The organism is Stagnihabitans sp. (assembly GCF_964946895.1).
The window spans coordinates 22,084-37,091 of the sequence record NZ_CBBQHX010000041.1; the positions used below are offsets into that span (position 1 = coordinate 22,084).

At 60.9% G+C, this 15,008-nt stretch carries 9 protein-coding genes and 1 pseudogene; 9 read left to right on the forward strand and 1 reads right to left on the reverse strand.

Annotation, left to right across the window (positions count from 1 at the left end; genetic code table 11):
* Positions 1-33: 33 nt before the first annotated feature.
* The 8 genes from AC1Y2B_RS19650 (at position 34) to AC1Y2B_RS19685 (ending at position 11,540) form a co-directional block, all read left to right on the forward strand.
* Complete coding sequence (locus AC1Y2B_RS19650; RefSeq protein WP_482254817.1) at positions 34-1,464, forward strand: glycosyltransferase; 1,431 nt, start codon at positions 34-36, stop codon at positions 1,462-1,464.
* The gene (locus AC1Y2B_RS19655) at positions 1,461-2,672 is read left to right on the forward strand and encodes a hypothetical protein (RefSeq protein WP_482254818.1); all 1,212 of its coding nucleotides are present in this window, start codon (positions 1,461-1,463) and stop codon (positions 2,670-2,672) included. Before AC1Y2B_RS19650 ends, AC1Y2B_RS19655 begins: the two co-directional genes overlap by 4 nt.
* Positions 2,669-4,099: a mannose-1-phosphate guanylyltransferase gene (locus AC1Y2B_RS19660; RefSeq protein ID WP_482254819.1), complete on the forward strand. Its 1,431-nt coding sequence runs from the start codon at positions 2,669-2,671 to the stop codon at positions 4,097-4,099. Before AC1Y2B_RS19655 ends, AC1Y2B_RS19660 begins: the two co-directional genes overlap by 4 nt.
* A 127-nt stretch (positions 4,100-4,226) precedes the next feature.
* Entirely contained in the window at positions 4,227-5,645 is a 1,419-nt protein-coding gene (locus AC1Y2B_RS19665; protein WP_482254820.1) for a right-handed parallel beta-helix repeat-containing protein, read from the forward strand.
* Positions 5,646-5,661: 16 nt separating this feature from the next.
* Positions 5,662-6,447 carry a hypothetical protein gene (locus AC1Y2B_RS19670; RefSeq protein ID WP_482254821.1) on the forward strand — a complete coding sequence of 262 codons (786 nt, stop codon included), beginning with the start codon at positions 5,662-5,664 and terminating at the stop codon, positions 6,445-6,447.
* Complete coding sequence (locus AC1Y2B_RS19675) at positions 6,444-7,751, forward strand: alginate O-acetyltransferase AlgX-related protein (RefSeq protein ID WP_482254822.1); 1,308 nt, start codon at positions 6,444-6,446, stop codon at positions 7,749-7,751. The genes AC1Y2B_RS19670 and AC1Y2B_RS19675 overlap by 4 nt, the downstream gene beginning before the upstream one ends.
* A gap of 10 nt (positions 7,752-7,761) precedes the next feature.
* Positions 7,762-10,506, forward strand: coding sequence for a tetratricopeptide repeat protein (locus tag AC1Y2B_RS19680; protein WP_482254823.1), 2,745 nt, complete (start codon positions 7,762-7,764; stop codon positions 10,504-10,506).
* The gene (locus AC1Y2B_RS19685; RefSeq protein ID WP_482254824.1) at positions 10,503-11,540 is read left to right on the forward strand and encodes an alginate lyase family protein; all 1,038 of its coding nucleotides are present in this window, start codon (positions 10,503-10,505) and stop codon (positions 11,538-11,540) included. Before AC1Y2B_RS19680 ends, AC1Y2B_RS19685 begins: the two co-directional genes overlap by 4 nt.
* Positions 11,541-11,589: 49 nt before the next feature.
* On the opposite strand, the gene AC1Y2B_RS19690 is transcribed toward AC1Y2B_RS19685, so the two are convergent.
* Complete coding sequence (locus tag AC1Y2B_RS19690) at positions 11,590-13,629, reverse strand: O-methyltransferase (protein WP_482254825.1); 2,040 nt, start codon at positions 13,627-13,629, stop codon at positions 11,590-11,592.
* A gap of 471 nt (positions 13,630-14,100) precedes the next feature.
* Here AC1Y2B_RS19690 and AC1Y2B_RS19695 point away from each other — a divergent pair.
* Positions 14,101-15,008: pseudogene (locus tag AC1Y2B_RS19695) on the forward strand (IS3 family transposase); the annotation flags it as partial.

Sequence of the window (15,008 nt, forward strand, 5' to 3'; positions counted from 1 at the left end):
ACCCACGCGGCATATTTTGCCATCATTCTCCTTATGATCTCCCTTGTCCCCAAGGGCGCATTGGGAGCGGATCACAAAGCCACGAACACGATCCTCGTTCTGGGGTTTCTGGGAACATGGCGGTACACTTGGGCGGCAATCAACTTCACGCGGGCGGTCCTGTACGTCAAGGTTGTCTACCCCCGCCGCAAAGCCAAGGCATTCGCGCGCTTCGCCGCGCGCGGTGCCCCCTGCCATGCCTACTTCCTTGTCACCACCTATATGGTGGCGCGGGAAACCACGATCGATTGCTACCGCGCGCTGTTTCTGGCGGCGTCCAACGCACGGGATGGTGCAACGATCGTGGCATCGGTGGTCGATGGTGCCGATGAACGCCTGATCCGCCGGATCTATGAGACGTCGCGGCATGACATGTCGCGGGTCAAACTGGTGCTGGACCGGATCGAGTCGAACGGCAAGCGCGATGCCATGGCCCGCACCTTGCGCCTGATCGCGGCGCAATGTCCGACCGCGCGCGACATCTGCATTTTCGTCGATGGCGACACCATGGTGCCCGCCGATATCGTGGCACAGTCGGCGCCCATGTTCACCAACTCCAAGGTCGGGGCCCTGACCACGGACGAAGGCATCGTCATCCACAAGAAGAACCTGTTCCGCGACTGGTTCATCCTGCGCTTCAACCAGCGTCAGGTGATGATGTCGTCGATGGGGATTTCAAACCGCGTGCTCACCCTGACAGGCCGCATGTCGGTATTTCGCGCTGACCTTGCAACCAACCCGGATTTCGTCACCGGCGTGCTTTACGACTATCTGGACCACTGGCGCCTTGGCCACGTGAAGTTCCTGACCGGCGATGACAAATCCACCTGGTTCTGGCTGCTGAAGAACGGCTATCAGATGTGCTATCTGCCCGATGTGCAGTCTGTCTCGATGGAGACCCAGCCGCGTCCAACCTTCTATGACAGCGCCAAGACGCTGATGACGCGCTGGTTCGGCAACATGATGCGCACCAACAGCCGCGCCATCGCCCTTGGGCCGCGCGACATTGGTTTCTTCACCTGGTGGTCGATCCTGGACCAACGCGTGTCAATGTGGACCACCATGGTCGGTCCAACCTCTGTTCTGCTGTCAGCGGCGTTCCACAGCTTTACCGTGGTGCCGATCTACATCGCCTGGGTCATGACCACGCGCTACATCTTCTGCATCGTCGTCTCATTGTTCCGCGGAACCTGGTTCCCGATCACCCACCCGTTCATCCTGTATTTCGGGCAGATCGCCGGAGCATCAGTCAAGATCTTCGTCCTGTTCCGTCTCGACAAGCAGAAATGGACCCGCCAGGGCGCGGCGGATACCGGGCCCAAACTAAGCCTGTCGCAGCGCATGGCGGCTTTTGAATCGTCCGTACACCACGCCCTCGCTCTCGCCTGGCTGATGATCGCCGTGATCATGGTGTCAAAAATATGAACGCAGGTTCATCGCATAAAGGAACCACCATGAGTGATCCCTTCTCCGCCCCGCGCGAGATCAAACGAGATGTTACGCCCGCTCCGGGCCGGTCCGCGCCGTCAGATGCCACAAATGGTGCAAGACCTACCTCCAAGGTCGCACCTGTGGACGACGCCTCCGAAGCGGTGGTGATGACCCCCGAGTTTCCCTTTGAAACCGAACACCCGGTGATGCCCATCCCGTTCAAGGCACAGTTTGGCGAGTACAAGCTGGACGGCGTCGAGATTTCGGTGACCGCGGCCTATGTTGCCATTGACGGCGTGCTGGACCCGCAATGGAAGGGCCACAAGGAGTTCGTGCGGCTGCAGTTCGATTTCCAGGGCTTTTCCGTCTCGATCTACCCCGAGGTGGTGGTGGCCGGTTCGCGCCGCGATGGCGAGATGACGCTGCAATTTCTTGACCCCGCGGGCGCCCACCTGCCCCAGCTGCGCTATATCCTGAACAGCTATATCGCCGGGGATTTCGTCTCGATGGGCGGGATGATGGCCTATTCCGGACCGACGCAGCCCAAGATTGCCCGGCCGGCCGATGGCGCATCTGCGAAATTCCGCATCCGCAGCATCTCGGTTGCCCTTGTGTCCCTGGCCCTTATCCTGGGTGCCAGCAAGATCATGTACAATCGCTACACGCAAAGCTACGAATCGCGCCCCGTTTTTGTTGAGCGTCTTGGCAATGACATGAAGGCCACTGCGGCGGGTCAGGTTGCCATGCTCAACCCGAACGCCAAAAAGGGCGAAGTCGTGTTTTCGATCAATTCCAACACGGGCGACGTGTTGAGTTTTCAACTGCCTTGCGACTGCGAAGTCCAAGTAACGAAAGGAATTTTTGAAGGATCAACGGTTCTTCCTTTTGACACGATTTTATCATTCTTTGGCTCCACCACCGAGATCAATGTGGAAACACAAATGAGCATCGAGGGTCTGGCTAAAGCGATGAGTGGAGATGCGGCATATCTCGATATGAACGACGGGCGGACCATTCCGGTCAAGGTCGTCGCGACATCGGCGACCAATGCCGCAGCACTTCGGGGCGATCTGTTCGTTCCGGTCGATCTGATCCCGCCGGACGGCGCCTTGGGAAAAGATGACATCGGCAAATCCGCAACTTTGCGGTTGTCCAAGACCTGGTTTGGAGGCTCATCCCCTCAATTACCGGAGAAATCATGACCAACATTTACCCATTGATCATCTGTGGCGGTAACGGCACGCGTCTGTGGCCGGTGTCGCGGACGCAGAGCCCGAAGCAATTCCAGAAAGTGGGGGAAGCGGATTCGCTGACCTTCTTTCAGTCGGCGGTTGAACGGCATCGTGGTCAAGGGTATCAGGCGCCGGTCATTGTCTCGGCGATCCGGCACCGCGAAACGATTGCGGCCCAATTGGCTGAAATCCACTGCAAGGCGGATGTGATCCACGAGCCGATGGGCCGCAACACCGGCCCGGCCGTTCTGGCAGCGGCATTCCATCTTGTGGAAAAGAACCCCGATGCGCTGATGGTCGTCATTCCGGCAGACCATGTGATCGAAGGTGACCTCAACTCTACCATCATGGCGATGCGCCTGCCCGCCATGGCCGGGCAGATCATCACCTTCGGCATCAAGCCGCGCTATGCCGAAACCGGGTTCGGGTACATCACCGACGGCGGTCCCTTCATCGAATTCCCAGGACTGCGCAAGGTTGACCGCTTTGTCGAAAAGCCCCCGACCCGCAAGGCCCGCCTCTTGGTGGAAAGCAACATCGCCTACTGGGCCTCGGGCATCAGCATGTTCGCCGCCCGCACCATCATCGAGGAATACCGCAAGTTTGACAAAGCCACAGCCGATCTGGTGGAGCAGGCCGTCAACCAAGGTATCCTGGCCGCCGACGGACTGGAGCTGAACCCCGACTTCTTCGGCCAGACCTTCGCTGGCCCGACCGAAAGCGTGGTCTTCGAACGCACCAACCGCATTTCGATGGCGCCCCTTGATGTGAACTGGAGCGACGTCGGATCCTGGACTGCGATGTACGGCATCTCGAAATCCAACGATCAGGGCAACGTGCTGCAAGGTGACGTGATCGCGGTTGAGACGACGAACTCCATGGTGCGCTCGACCTCGCGACTGGTCACTGTCGTGGGCATGAAGGACGTGATCGTGATCGACACGCCGGATGCTTTGCTGGTGACCCGTGTTGGCCATTGCCAGAGCGTCAAGAAAGTTGCCGAATATCTTAAAGCCGGCAAGCGGGTTGAGGCTGAAAAGCACCTCGCGGCGGCACCCGCAGCCTCGGTACCGCTGAAGAAGCCTTCGGACGCCCTGTTCCAATCCGCCGGGCTTGAAATCAAGACAGCGCGGATTTCGGCGGGCGCCAGCCTGGATCTGGCCAGCGGCAGCCACCGCGAAGTCCTGATCGCGTCGGGCGAGGTCATCCTTTCGACGTCGCTGTCCTTCTCGCTGCTGCACACCGGGCAGCGCACCGATCTGCAGGGCGAAACGGCGGCCACCTTGTACAACGCCAGCGCGACCGAGGCCGAGGTGGTTCTGCTGATCTTGAACCAACCCGATATCGTCGTGGCAACCGAGCCTGAGACGGCGCAGGTCGTGGCTCTATATGCCTAGATTCAGGCCCACATACGGCAGACTGACCTCTGCGCGCACCCACATGCGACGGCTGGCTTCAGCCGTCGCATGTGTCGTTTCTTTTGCCCTGCCCGCCCAGGCCCGTCAGGATGAGCAGACCGATGCCATGCGCGTCCTGTTCAAAAGCCTGCAGACCGCGCTGGCCGACGCATCCACGGCGCCGCTTTCGGCCATTGTACTGGTGCAAAAGGCTGGTCTTTCACCCTATGCCACGCCCGACAAGCCCGCCCTGACGTTCATTCAACCGGCTGCAGCGCCCGCAGCCCCCATTCCGGTGGAAGGGCAAAGTCTGGACCTGCGACTTGCGGTGACCATGCTGTCGCAATCCTATGGCCCGGACGGCACCTTCAACGTGCTGGCGGCCCAGACCAATCCGAACCTGAAAGCGCTGGTCCTGCGCAAGGGCACTGCAAATATCGCCGATCTGCGCCGCCTGCTGCAGGAGAACCAGTTGCAGGCCGTTTCGCAAAGTGGCGTGCTGCAATTTGACGTGCCGCTGATCATCTGGTCCGGCGCTGGCCTGACCCTTGGTCCCGGCGATCAGATCGCCTTCAACCGCAGCACCGGGGCGTTCATGACGAATTTCGGCCATCTGGACGTGAACGGCGCCGCGATCTTCAGCGTGGGCGATCCCAACCCCGCCAGCCTGTCGTTCATGCCCTTCGTGACAACGGCAGACGGCGGTTCGGTCGTGGTCAAGAATGCCCATATCTATCACCTCGGGTACGGAACCAGCCTGACGTTTTCGGGCTTTTCGGTGATGCGCGGGATCTTGCATCAGGCGGATCGGCAAAACCATATCGAGGGCAGCCGGTTTGAAGACCTTGTCAGTGTCGCCGTCGACGGGGCGAATGACGTCGTTGTCGAAGGCAATCGGTTGAATGACATGCGTGGCGGCTCGATCGTGGTGTCGCACAGCACCAATGCCACGGTCCGGTCCAACCTGTTCTCAGGCGCGATGCCGACCAATGCGATCCGCCTTGTTGACGGCTCTACCGGTGCCGTGATCGAGGGCAATGTCATGTTGGGCGGCAAGCACGCCGGTATCTTGATAGGCAAGGACAGCAGCGGGGCGCTGGTGTCGCACAACGTCATCTGGCATCGCGACGGCGGCGGCATTGCAGTGTCCAATTCAGATTGCGAAAAGATCACCGGCAATCTGGTGGTGGACAACACGCAAAAAGGCATCGAAGTGCGCGACAGTCTGGAGTCGCACATCGACGGCAACACGATCCTGTCCAACCACAGCGCCGGGATCTGGGTTTCGGGCCAGAAGAAGGGCGCGCAGACCTGGCTGGCGAAGAATGTCCTTGCCGCCAACGGATCGGGCCTGGCCGGTGCCATCGGTGAAAGCATCTATCTGGACGCCAATGATTTCACCCAGCAGTTTCCGCAGTTTCTCAGCGGTGATCTGACCGCCCAGTACCGGTCGGTGGCGCTGGATTTGCACGGCACCAAGCCCATCGTCCTGATTGCGTCGGATGCGGTCAAAAGTGATCCGCCCAAGACGACCTGTTCGAACTGAAGTTAGGCACCGCGCAATGGCCACCTTTCCCACGAAGTTTCGCCTTTGCACCATGGCGCTGACCCTTTGCCTTGGGCTGGGCGGCATGGCTCAGGCCGAGGCCATCACGATCGCCGTTCCCGCCGACAAGACCCACCGCCTGATCAGCGTTGTGGTGACCAAGGGTCTGACGTCGACCAAGAAGCTTCCCACCCCAGCCCTGCGAGATGCCCGCAAGCGGATGATGGCAAACAAGCCTGTGACCCCTGACGAGTTGCGCGGGCTGGCCGACCATGGCGACGGTCTTGCCGCTGAAAGGTATGAACATTTGCTGACGGCCACCAACAGCACCGCCAGCGCCTCGGATATCGCCTATTATGGCACCATCGCGCTTGGCACCGGGCGGGTCTGGCCATTGCCTGCCGTGATCGACGCCCTGCACAAGATAGACCCCGCGACTGAACCCCCGGCGCGCAAGAAAGCCTATGCCGCCGTGCTGTATCCCTATGCCTGGGCGGGAAACTCGGTGGCGCTGGATGGCATCATTGACCTGACCGGCAAGGACAAACTGTTTGGCGAGATGACAAAGGCCACCCAGGACCACATCGCCCTCTTGGGTGAAAAGAACAAGGATGGCCGAGCGTCTTTGCGGCTGGCCCTAATCTTGCTGCAAAAGCCGGACAGGTCGGCTGCCGACGTCACCTTGGCGCAACATTTCCTGAAACTGGCGCAAGCTTCGGACGACCCTCAAATACAGGCCACGGCGAACACCCTCGCCAGCCTGCTGGCAAGCGATGGTACTTTGATGACGGTTAAACAATGACGCGGCTCGCATCCTTCTGTGTGTCAGCCCTGCTGACCCTGATCTGCCCCTCGATCGGCGCGGCGCAGTCGGCCTATAACTGCACCGGCCTGGACAGCCAGCAGAAGACCGCTGCGATCGAGGGCACCGACGGCATCTTCTACCGGGTGCTGCCCGACATGCAGATGTTCAACCCTTTTTCGGACCTGACCGCTGACCAGATCGCTGCCTTGTCGACGACCCTGGCCAAGCTGGGGACCACGTTGATCTATGTCCCGGTTCCGACAAAAAGCCTGGCCATGCCAGATCAACTGCCGCAGGCGGCGCGGGACTATGGGTTTGATGTCAACACGGCGACAACGGTCTATCTGGAGGACATCAAGAAACTGCAAAAGCGCGGCGTCCAGACCGCGGATGCGCGTCTGGCCTTGCGTGCGCCCCTGACCGACGGTCCATCCTTCTTTGCCACCGACTACCGCATGACCTCGGCTGGCGCCGCGCGCGAGGCAAAGGCAATCGCCGCCGTGATCGCCAAGGCGCCGGGATATGCCGATTTGCCCAAGGGCCGCTTTGACACCAGCCCTGCTGGCAAGGTGAGCATTGACAGCGCCATGCGCAGCGCCATGCAGCGGCACTGTCTTGTCCCCCTGCCGCTGGCCGAAACCGATGCCTATTCTTCCAGCCGGGCCTCTGGGGGGGCGGCAAAGGACAACACCATCTTCGGCAATACCGGCAACACCGCCCGCGTGGCGATTGTCGGCACCGAGATTGATGGCGACCCGGTCGCCAACCTTGCCGGGTTCGTCGCCAAGGCCACGGGGCTTGAAACCTCGTCCTACGAGGTGCCGCAGGGCGGCGGGTTTGCCGCAATATCGTCCTACCTCACCTCCAGCGCGTTTCAAGACGGCAGACCAGCCTTCCTTGTCTGGACCAACCCGATCAACGAAAGCCTTGCCAGCTTTGGCGACCAGCCCTTTGCCGAATTGATCGCGGCAGCCGGTGACAATTGCCGGGTTCCTTTGCCCGTCAGTGTGAACCTGCAAACCAATTCGGTGGTGGCGGATCTGACCTCGCTGGATGCGGGGCAGAACTACACCCTGTTTGTCGATGCCAGCGGTGCGCCGGCGTCGCAGGCGCAGTTCGACTTTGCCGCCAGCAATGGCTTGGTGCGCACCAAAAGCATTTTCCGCAACAAGGATCAGGTCAAGACCGGGCGGTTTTACATGCCGATGTCGGGTCTTTGGCCGACAGGCGTGCAGTCGGTCGCAATCACGCTGGACGTTCCCTTGGGGAATGCGCCGCGTGTGATGGCCTGTTTTAACTAGGGGATCAAAGATGAAGCGGCCTTTCCTTTCTGTCGCCTCGGCCCTGGTCCTCGGCCTGGGCCTGAGCGTGGCACCGGCTTTCGCCAAGACCATCGACCTGTCGTTCATGCCGCCCAAGGTCAAACCGCAGGAGATCTGCAACAAGGATGCGGTCGATGCTCCGGCCAACGACCTGTCTGCGGTTCCCGGCGACGGCGCTTTGACCGATGCCTTGCGCCTTCAGTTCCTGATGCATGACATCCGGTCGCTGGAATCCTCGGACCCCAATCGCTGGTTCGACTTCATCGTGACCTTGCTGGACTGGCGGGCGAAGCTGGACCCCAGCTTCTCGCCCACTGACGAAGACCTGGCCAAGATCGAGCTTTACGTCGAAGCCGGGCGCATTGACCAATTGAAGACCGACAAGCTGATCGACACCCTGCGCAACAGCGGCACCAAGTTCGACAACGTGCAAAAGCTCGCCCTGTCGAATTACTACCTCAACGGGATCGGCGTGGCGCAGGACATTCCCTTCGCCAACAGCCTGATCCGCGACTCCGCCTTTGGCGGCAACCCGGATGCCTTGTTCATCGTGGCGCGGGACGAACTGGATGGCACCCCCATCGACGGATGGGATGCCCCGCTGGACCTGACGATGACGCTGGCCCTGGGAGGGATGCTGGGGCAGATGAACCCATCCATCTGCGACCATGCCGGACGGATCGCCGACAAATACCTGAGCGGCGATCTGCTGACCCGCAACCCGGACATCGCCTATGCCTGGTACAAGTTCGCCGCTGATCTGGGCGGGGCCAAGGCGGCGTGGTGGATCGTGCAGTACCATCTGGACGCCAACGCCGCCCAGAAGGACAACTCCGAGATGCTGCACTATCTGCAGCTGGCGGTGAAGCGTGGCATCATGGTGGACGCCAATCAGGCCAACCGCATCAAGATCGCCGGCAAGGTGGACGAGGACACCCTGCGCCAGATCCTTGGCTTCAATTTCAGCGCGGACACCGGGCGCAGCCGCCCGTCCTTGTCGCCCTATTTCCGGCTGGCCGTGAAGCTGGACGCACAAGAGGTTTCCACCGACAGCCCCTATCTGCAATACCTGCGAGAGGTCATCAGGTTCGACACCGCCCCAGGCTTTGTGTTCACTGCGCTGGCGCAGGAAGTGCTGGGCCGCAAAGGCGAATGGGCCGGCGAGGCCGAAGCGATGACCTATCTGGAAGAAGCCGCCAAGCGCCACGATGCGGAAGGCATGCAGCTTCTGGCCCACAAACTGATGCGTTACCGCAGCGAGCCTTTGAAGCTGAACCGCGCGGTCAACCTTCTGATGGATGTCGTGGCCCGTTATGGAACGGCCTCGGCGATGGATGACCTGAACACGCTGTACCGCTGTCAGGCCCCTGATGCGCCGTTGCTGGCAGAAGCCAATCTGTGGGAAGCCAACTACAAGGCCACCGAAGAGGCGCCGGTCGAACTGACCCCGACTGACCTCATCTCGCTTGACCCTTACAAACAACCCGAAAAGCTGGCGCAACTGCAATCGCAGGCCTTGGGCGGTCACCCGCAATCCTTGTCGAACTATCTGGAAAAGGTGCAGCTTGACCCGATGGCCAGTGAAGACTCGCACCGGCTTTGGGCCAACCGGACCGATGGTTCGGACAAAGCGCTGGAAGACTTTGCCAAGCTGGAATTCGCCCTGACCACCAACCCGGCAGAGCGGGATCTGGCAATTGAACTGATGCGGCGGGTCTATCTTAACAACGGTGTGACCAGCGCCCTCGACCTTGCGGTGATCCTGACGGACGATCTGTCACGCAACCCTGACCTTGGCGATGAGATCATTGGCCTTCTGACCAAGGCGGGAAACCGGGGCGAAGGGGCATCGATCCGGCTGAAAGCCCAGCTGTTGGCTGCCACGACGCCCCCCGAAGAGATCTACAAGGAGTTCGCCCAGACCATCGAAGATCGCGGCGACTTTCTTGCGCTGATGTTCGCCATTCCTTACGTCGATGAGGATAAGGCGAAGGACTACATTGACCGCGCCGTCTCCTTGATGAACTGCACGACCAAGGATACCGACGAGCTGGGCGAAGCCTATGCCACGCTGCAACAGGCCGACCTGACCCTGCACTGGCGCCAGATTGGCATGACGTTCGAGAATGGCAACGTGCTGGGCAAACTGGGGTTGACCGATTGGCAGATCGAAGCCTTCAAGACCGGCAGCGCGCCCACCGAGCTGGAAGTCTTTCAGCGCAATCAGTCCGAAGGCGATGCCTCGGCCGAGCGCAATCTGTTCGCCCTGACCGCTGACCCTGACCTGAAGACCTATGATCCAAAGGCCGCGGCTGACCATCTGGCGGCCTTGCTAAGCCATGGCGGGTCGGCGGATGAAGATTGGGTGCTAAGCATCTACCGTAAAACCGATCCCGCGGTCCGCGATCTGTTGGAACAAAAGATCGACATGCGCGATCTGTTCCAGAAGGCGGCCCAGCGTGGTGATGTCAACGCAAAGCTGGAATACGCCCTTCTGCTGCGCGATGCCGCCAAGACCGAGGCAAATCTGGAAACCTCGGCCCGTTGGCTGAAAGAGGCCTCGGAAGGCGGCAATGTGACGGCGATGGCCGAGTATGGCTATGATCTGGCTTACGGAATTGGCGTTCCGCAGGACCAGTCTGCCGCTTTGACCTGGCTTGATCAGGCGGATCAGGCCGGCAACCTGCAAGCCCGCGACCTTGCGCGACTGTTGAGGATTGGCAAATCGAAATGAAACATACGGGTCTTCTGTCTTTTGCGCTGATCAGCGCCCTGTCAGCCTTCTGGCTGGCGCCCGCCGTTGCCGCGACTTGCAAACAGGCACCCGATCCTGTGGTCAATCTGGATTATGGCAGCCGCTATCAGGCCGACAGCGTCACCCGGTCCGAGCTTGACCCAAAGGCCGACGCCGAGGCTGACAAGGCCCTTGCGCCGGTCGATGACTTCTTGCGAGATCTGACCACCACCGCCAATGGCGTCTTCAAGTCGGGCGCCGACCAGCAGGCGATCTCTGATTGCGTGGTCAGCCAGATCGCCGTCTGGGCCGAAGCCGGAGCCCTGACCGATCTGCAATCCCCGACCGCCAACCTGACCATCGGTGCGCGCATCGCGGGCTTCGGGCTGGTCTTGCTGCAGGTTCTGCCCCACACCAGCCGGACTGACGACGTCGCCACCATCAAGCCCTGGCTTGCCGGACTGATGCAAAGCCAGACGTCGTTCTGGGAGACCGATGCCCCCGACAAGGCGCGCAAAGGCAACCTTCGGGCCTGGGCGGCGCTGGCCGGAGCCGCAGCCGCCGATATTCTGGATGACGCGACGCTGCGGGCCTGGGCCGAATGGTCGGAAGGCTATGTCCTGTGCAGCGCCGCCGATGACGGCTCCTTGCCACAGGAAATGACGCGCGGAAAATTTGCCCTGAAGTACCAACTTCATGCCATCGCCCCTCTGGTCGTGACGGCACTTCTGTTGGAACGCAAAGGGGTCGACGTGCAGGGCAACTGCAACAATGCCCTCAGCCGGGTGATTGGTTTTGCGGTGGCCGATCTGGACACCGGGGCAGCCACCGCGGCGATCACCGGCAAGACACAGACCTTCTTTGACGGATCGGACAAGATCGACGGATTTCAGGTGGCTTGGGCCATCCCTTACCTGACCTTCGACAAGGCAGCGGACCGCGACACGATGCAGCAACTCGCCACGAAATATGCCCCGCTCAACGATTCCAAACTGGGCGGCGACCAGGCCCTTATCTGGGCCGGCCAGAACTAGAAACCCATGGGAAAGGTCACCATGCCTTTCCCATGTCAATCATGATGGATCAGCCCCGAACCAGCAGGGCGGCGCGGTCGCGGGACTCGATGACCTTGAAACCCTTCGACAGCAGATAGGGCATGGCGGTGGTGCCTTTGGCGGTCCAGGCGCCGTGGTCGTCTGTCCAGGTGTCATCAAAACATATCACCCCATCCGGGCTGAGTTTTTCGACCAGACTGACGGCGCAGTCGAGGTGCATCTGATGGCATTCGGCATCGGCAATCCGGCTGCCGAGGAAGGCCTCGTACCGGCTTTGTCGCAGTTCACTGTGCTTGCCGTGGTCAAAGTCGTAGGCATCCAGAAAGCAATAGTCGATCGGCCCCGTCCAACCGGCGAGAAAATCCTCTCCTTTGGCGTTGATGGCCCGGAAAGGCAGACCCAGGCGGCGGAACATCCGACGCGCCACGGCGGAATTGCGCGGGTCCATATCGACAGTGATGAAATCAATGCCCATCTCGGCACAGGCCAGCGCCAACTTTTCGGTAGAGCCCTGCCCCGGCACCCGCTCTCGGGTGGTGCCGATCTCGATCAGCACGCGTGGGCGGTCGAGAGGGCGCGGCGGGTCTTCCTTGAATTTGGCCAACAGAAGCGCGTGCCCGTGCTCGCCTTGATTGACAGGCTGGTATTTCTGCAAAGCTTCACGCAGGGTCCGACGCGCATCAGGCTCCAGCGCCAAGGGCCCCTCTAGGGCATCTGCCGTCAGCATCTCCAGCGCGAGGTTGGGTTTGCGCAAGCGAAGAAGCACCTCTGCCGCCAAGAGCCGCAACGACCGATCACCCGGGGCGATGAAATCCGCCGCCTCGGCCAAAAGGCCAACCGCATGGATGGCTTCCTCTGCCCCGGCATGGTGGGCGGCACAGCCGATCAGCAACAGCGCGGCCTCGCGATGCGACAGATAGCGCAGTCGGTCATCAAGGGCTTCGTAGAACCCCTCCGGATGGCCGAGACAATCTTCAACCATCGCAACCAAGGCTGCGGTGTCCATCTGGCCGGGCGGTGCATCGTCCGCTTCGGTGACGCGGGCGATCAGCGGAAGAAAGGCCTGGAACCGGCTGAATGTGCGTCCATGCGGGCGGGGCGGCAAGGGGCGCCGCAGGGCATGGGGCATGCCAGCCCAACTTGCCAGCGCCGGCTCCGGCGGAAGGTGATCCGGGTCATAGCCCAGCCGTTCACAAAGCCGACGATAGGATGGCGTATCAAGCGGTTCTTCTGTCGCAGGCGTGCCATCGCCATAGCGCAACAACACTCCCGAGCGGTCCGCCTTGGCTGCCTGCAGCCCAAGCCCGACTCCCTCGATCTGCAGGGTCGCGAACAGCCCTTCGGCCATCGGCAGTTGCAGCGCCTGAAAAAGGTCACGCAAACCCGTTGCGGGGTGCGCCTCGATCTCTTCGACCCTGATGCGGGGCAAACCGGCATGGTCAGACAAAAAGGCCAGGTAGCGATCCGAAAAGGCCTCCAATGTGGCCGGGCGAAATATCAGCGCACCCCGCGGCAAGGCTTCAAGATAGGACAAAAGCGGATGCCTGACCAAGACAACACTGCGCACGGGCCCGTCAGGACTGCTGACGATCGGGTCCAGGCCTGGCGATAAAGTATCCGCATAGCGGGCTTGATGATCGCGCAACTGCACCAGATCCAGCCCGCGCAAGGTATGGCCCTGCTGCAAGGTACGCAGTGCTGCGGCCCGGGCCCGGTCCTCAACGTCAGAAAAATGATCAGTGGCAATCGGCAAGGCCAGACTGCTGACATGGATCACCCGCAGCCGAGGCGCCCACGTGAGGAGACCGGCGAGCGGATCGTCCTTGGCCAAGACGAAGCCATGGATCACCCGAACGGGGGTCACCGCAGCATCTCGCTGCGCCAGCAACGCCTCGCAGCGCCCCAACAGGCTCGTCAATTCCTCGCCAGATCCGGCAGGGGCCGTCGTGTCAGGCCCATGCTGTTCCAACAGCAACAATGCATCGTCAATCATCTGAACAAGCGACGTGGTCGGCGCCAAGCGAGGTGCCGCCAGTCTGGTCTTAGTCTTGGCCGTCTTCTGCCGCATCTCGTCCCTCGAAACCTTCTTCACCGCGCACCAGAGGCCGCGCGTCGCAAGATCCAGCCCAGCGGTTCGCACCCTGACATGCAAACGTTCCGAAGCAACATCCCGTTGCGGGCGAAACGCTGCCCCCGCAACGCCTCCCTGTCGAAAAGAAGCCGCAGATCCGTCTGGGCGCACCCAAATTGTTATTCGGACAGTACCATTCAACACCCGCAGCCGATCCAAAGCGCAGCAAATTCCATCCGGCCTTCGGTCCTTTATACCTTGGATCCTCCAAAGATGTCACAAGTTATCTGCTCGGCGTCCGGTCTTCGGCACGATGGATTGACCTAATGGGATGAACTGCTTTCCCACCCAACTGCGGCTATTGTTGCGGGTATCGGTAGGACAGGAAGGAGCATTCCGATTGACCTGCTCCCCGAAAGTTCCCTCAGTCTGATGTAGAGCCTACCCAACTCTGAAGGAGCAGACGACATGAGGAGAAGCCGTTTTACGGAAGCGCAGATTATCGGGATGATCAAAGAGCAGGAGGCAGGCTTGCCGACGGCTGAGCTCTGCCGCAAGCATGGCCTCAGCCCTGCGACGTTCTCCAAGCTGAAGGCCAAGTATGGCGGGATGGACTTGTCAGACACCAAACGGCTGAGGCAGCTTGAGGAAGAGAACGCAAAGCTGAAGCGCCTGGTGGCGGATGTCATGCTCGACAACGTCGTTCTGAAGGACCTCCTGGGAAAGCCCTGACGACGCCGGTGCAACGGCGGGACGCGGTGCTGCGGGCGATGAAGGGTCATCCGATCTCTCAACGCCGGGCCTGCGTCCTGATCGGTGCGGGTCCCAAGACCGTGTGGCGCGAGCATCCGCCCGACAACCCGGAGATCCGTCTGGAAATGAACAAGATCGCCGAGAAGCGTCGCCGGTTTGGGTATCGGCGCATTGGAGTCCTGCTGGAACGTGTGGGCATGGTGATGAACGAAAAGAAGCTCTACCGGATTTAGCGCGAGGAAGGCCTGTCGGTGCGTCGCCGTCGTGGCCGCAAACGGGCGAGAGGCAGTCGCACACCGATGCCGGTGCCACTGCGCCCGAACCAGCGCTGGTCCTTGGACTTCCTCTCGGACACCTTTGGGGTCTGTCGTAAGTTCCGCATCCTGGCGGTCAACGACGATTACTGCCGCGAAAACCTTGCCCTGATTGCCGACACCAGCATCTCCGGCGCACGGGTTGCGCGGGAACTGGACGCGCTGGTCAGGGTCTTTGGAAAACCTGCCTGTATAGTCTCGGACAATGGCACCGAGTTCACCAGCAAGGCGATCCTGAAATGGGCGAACGACAACAAGGTCGAATGGCATTACATCGACCCGGGTAAGCCGCAGCAGAACGGTTACATC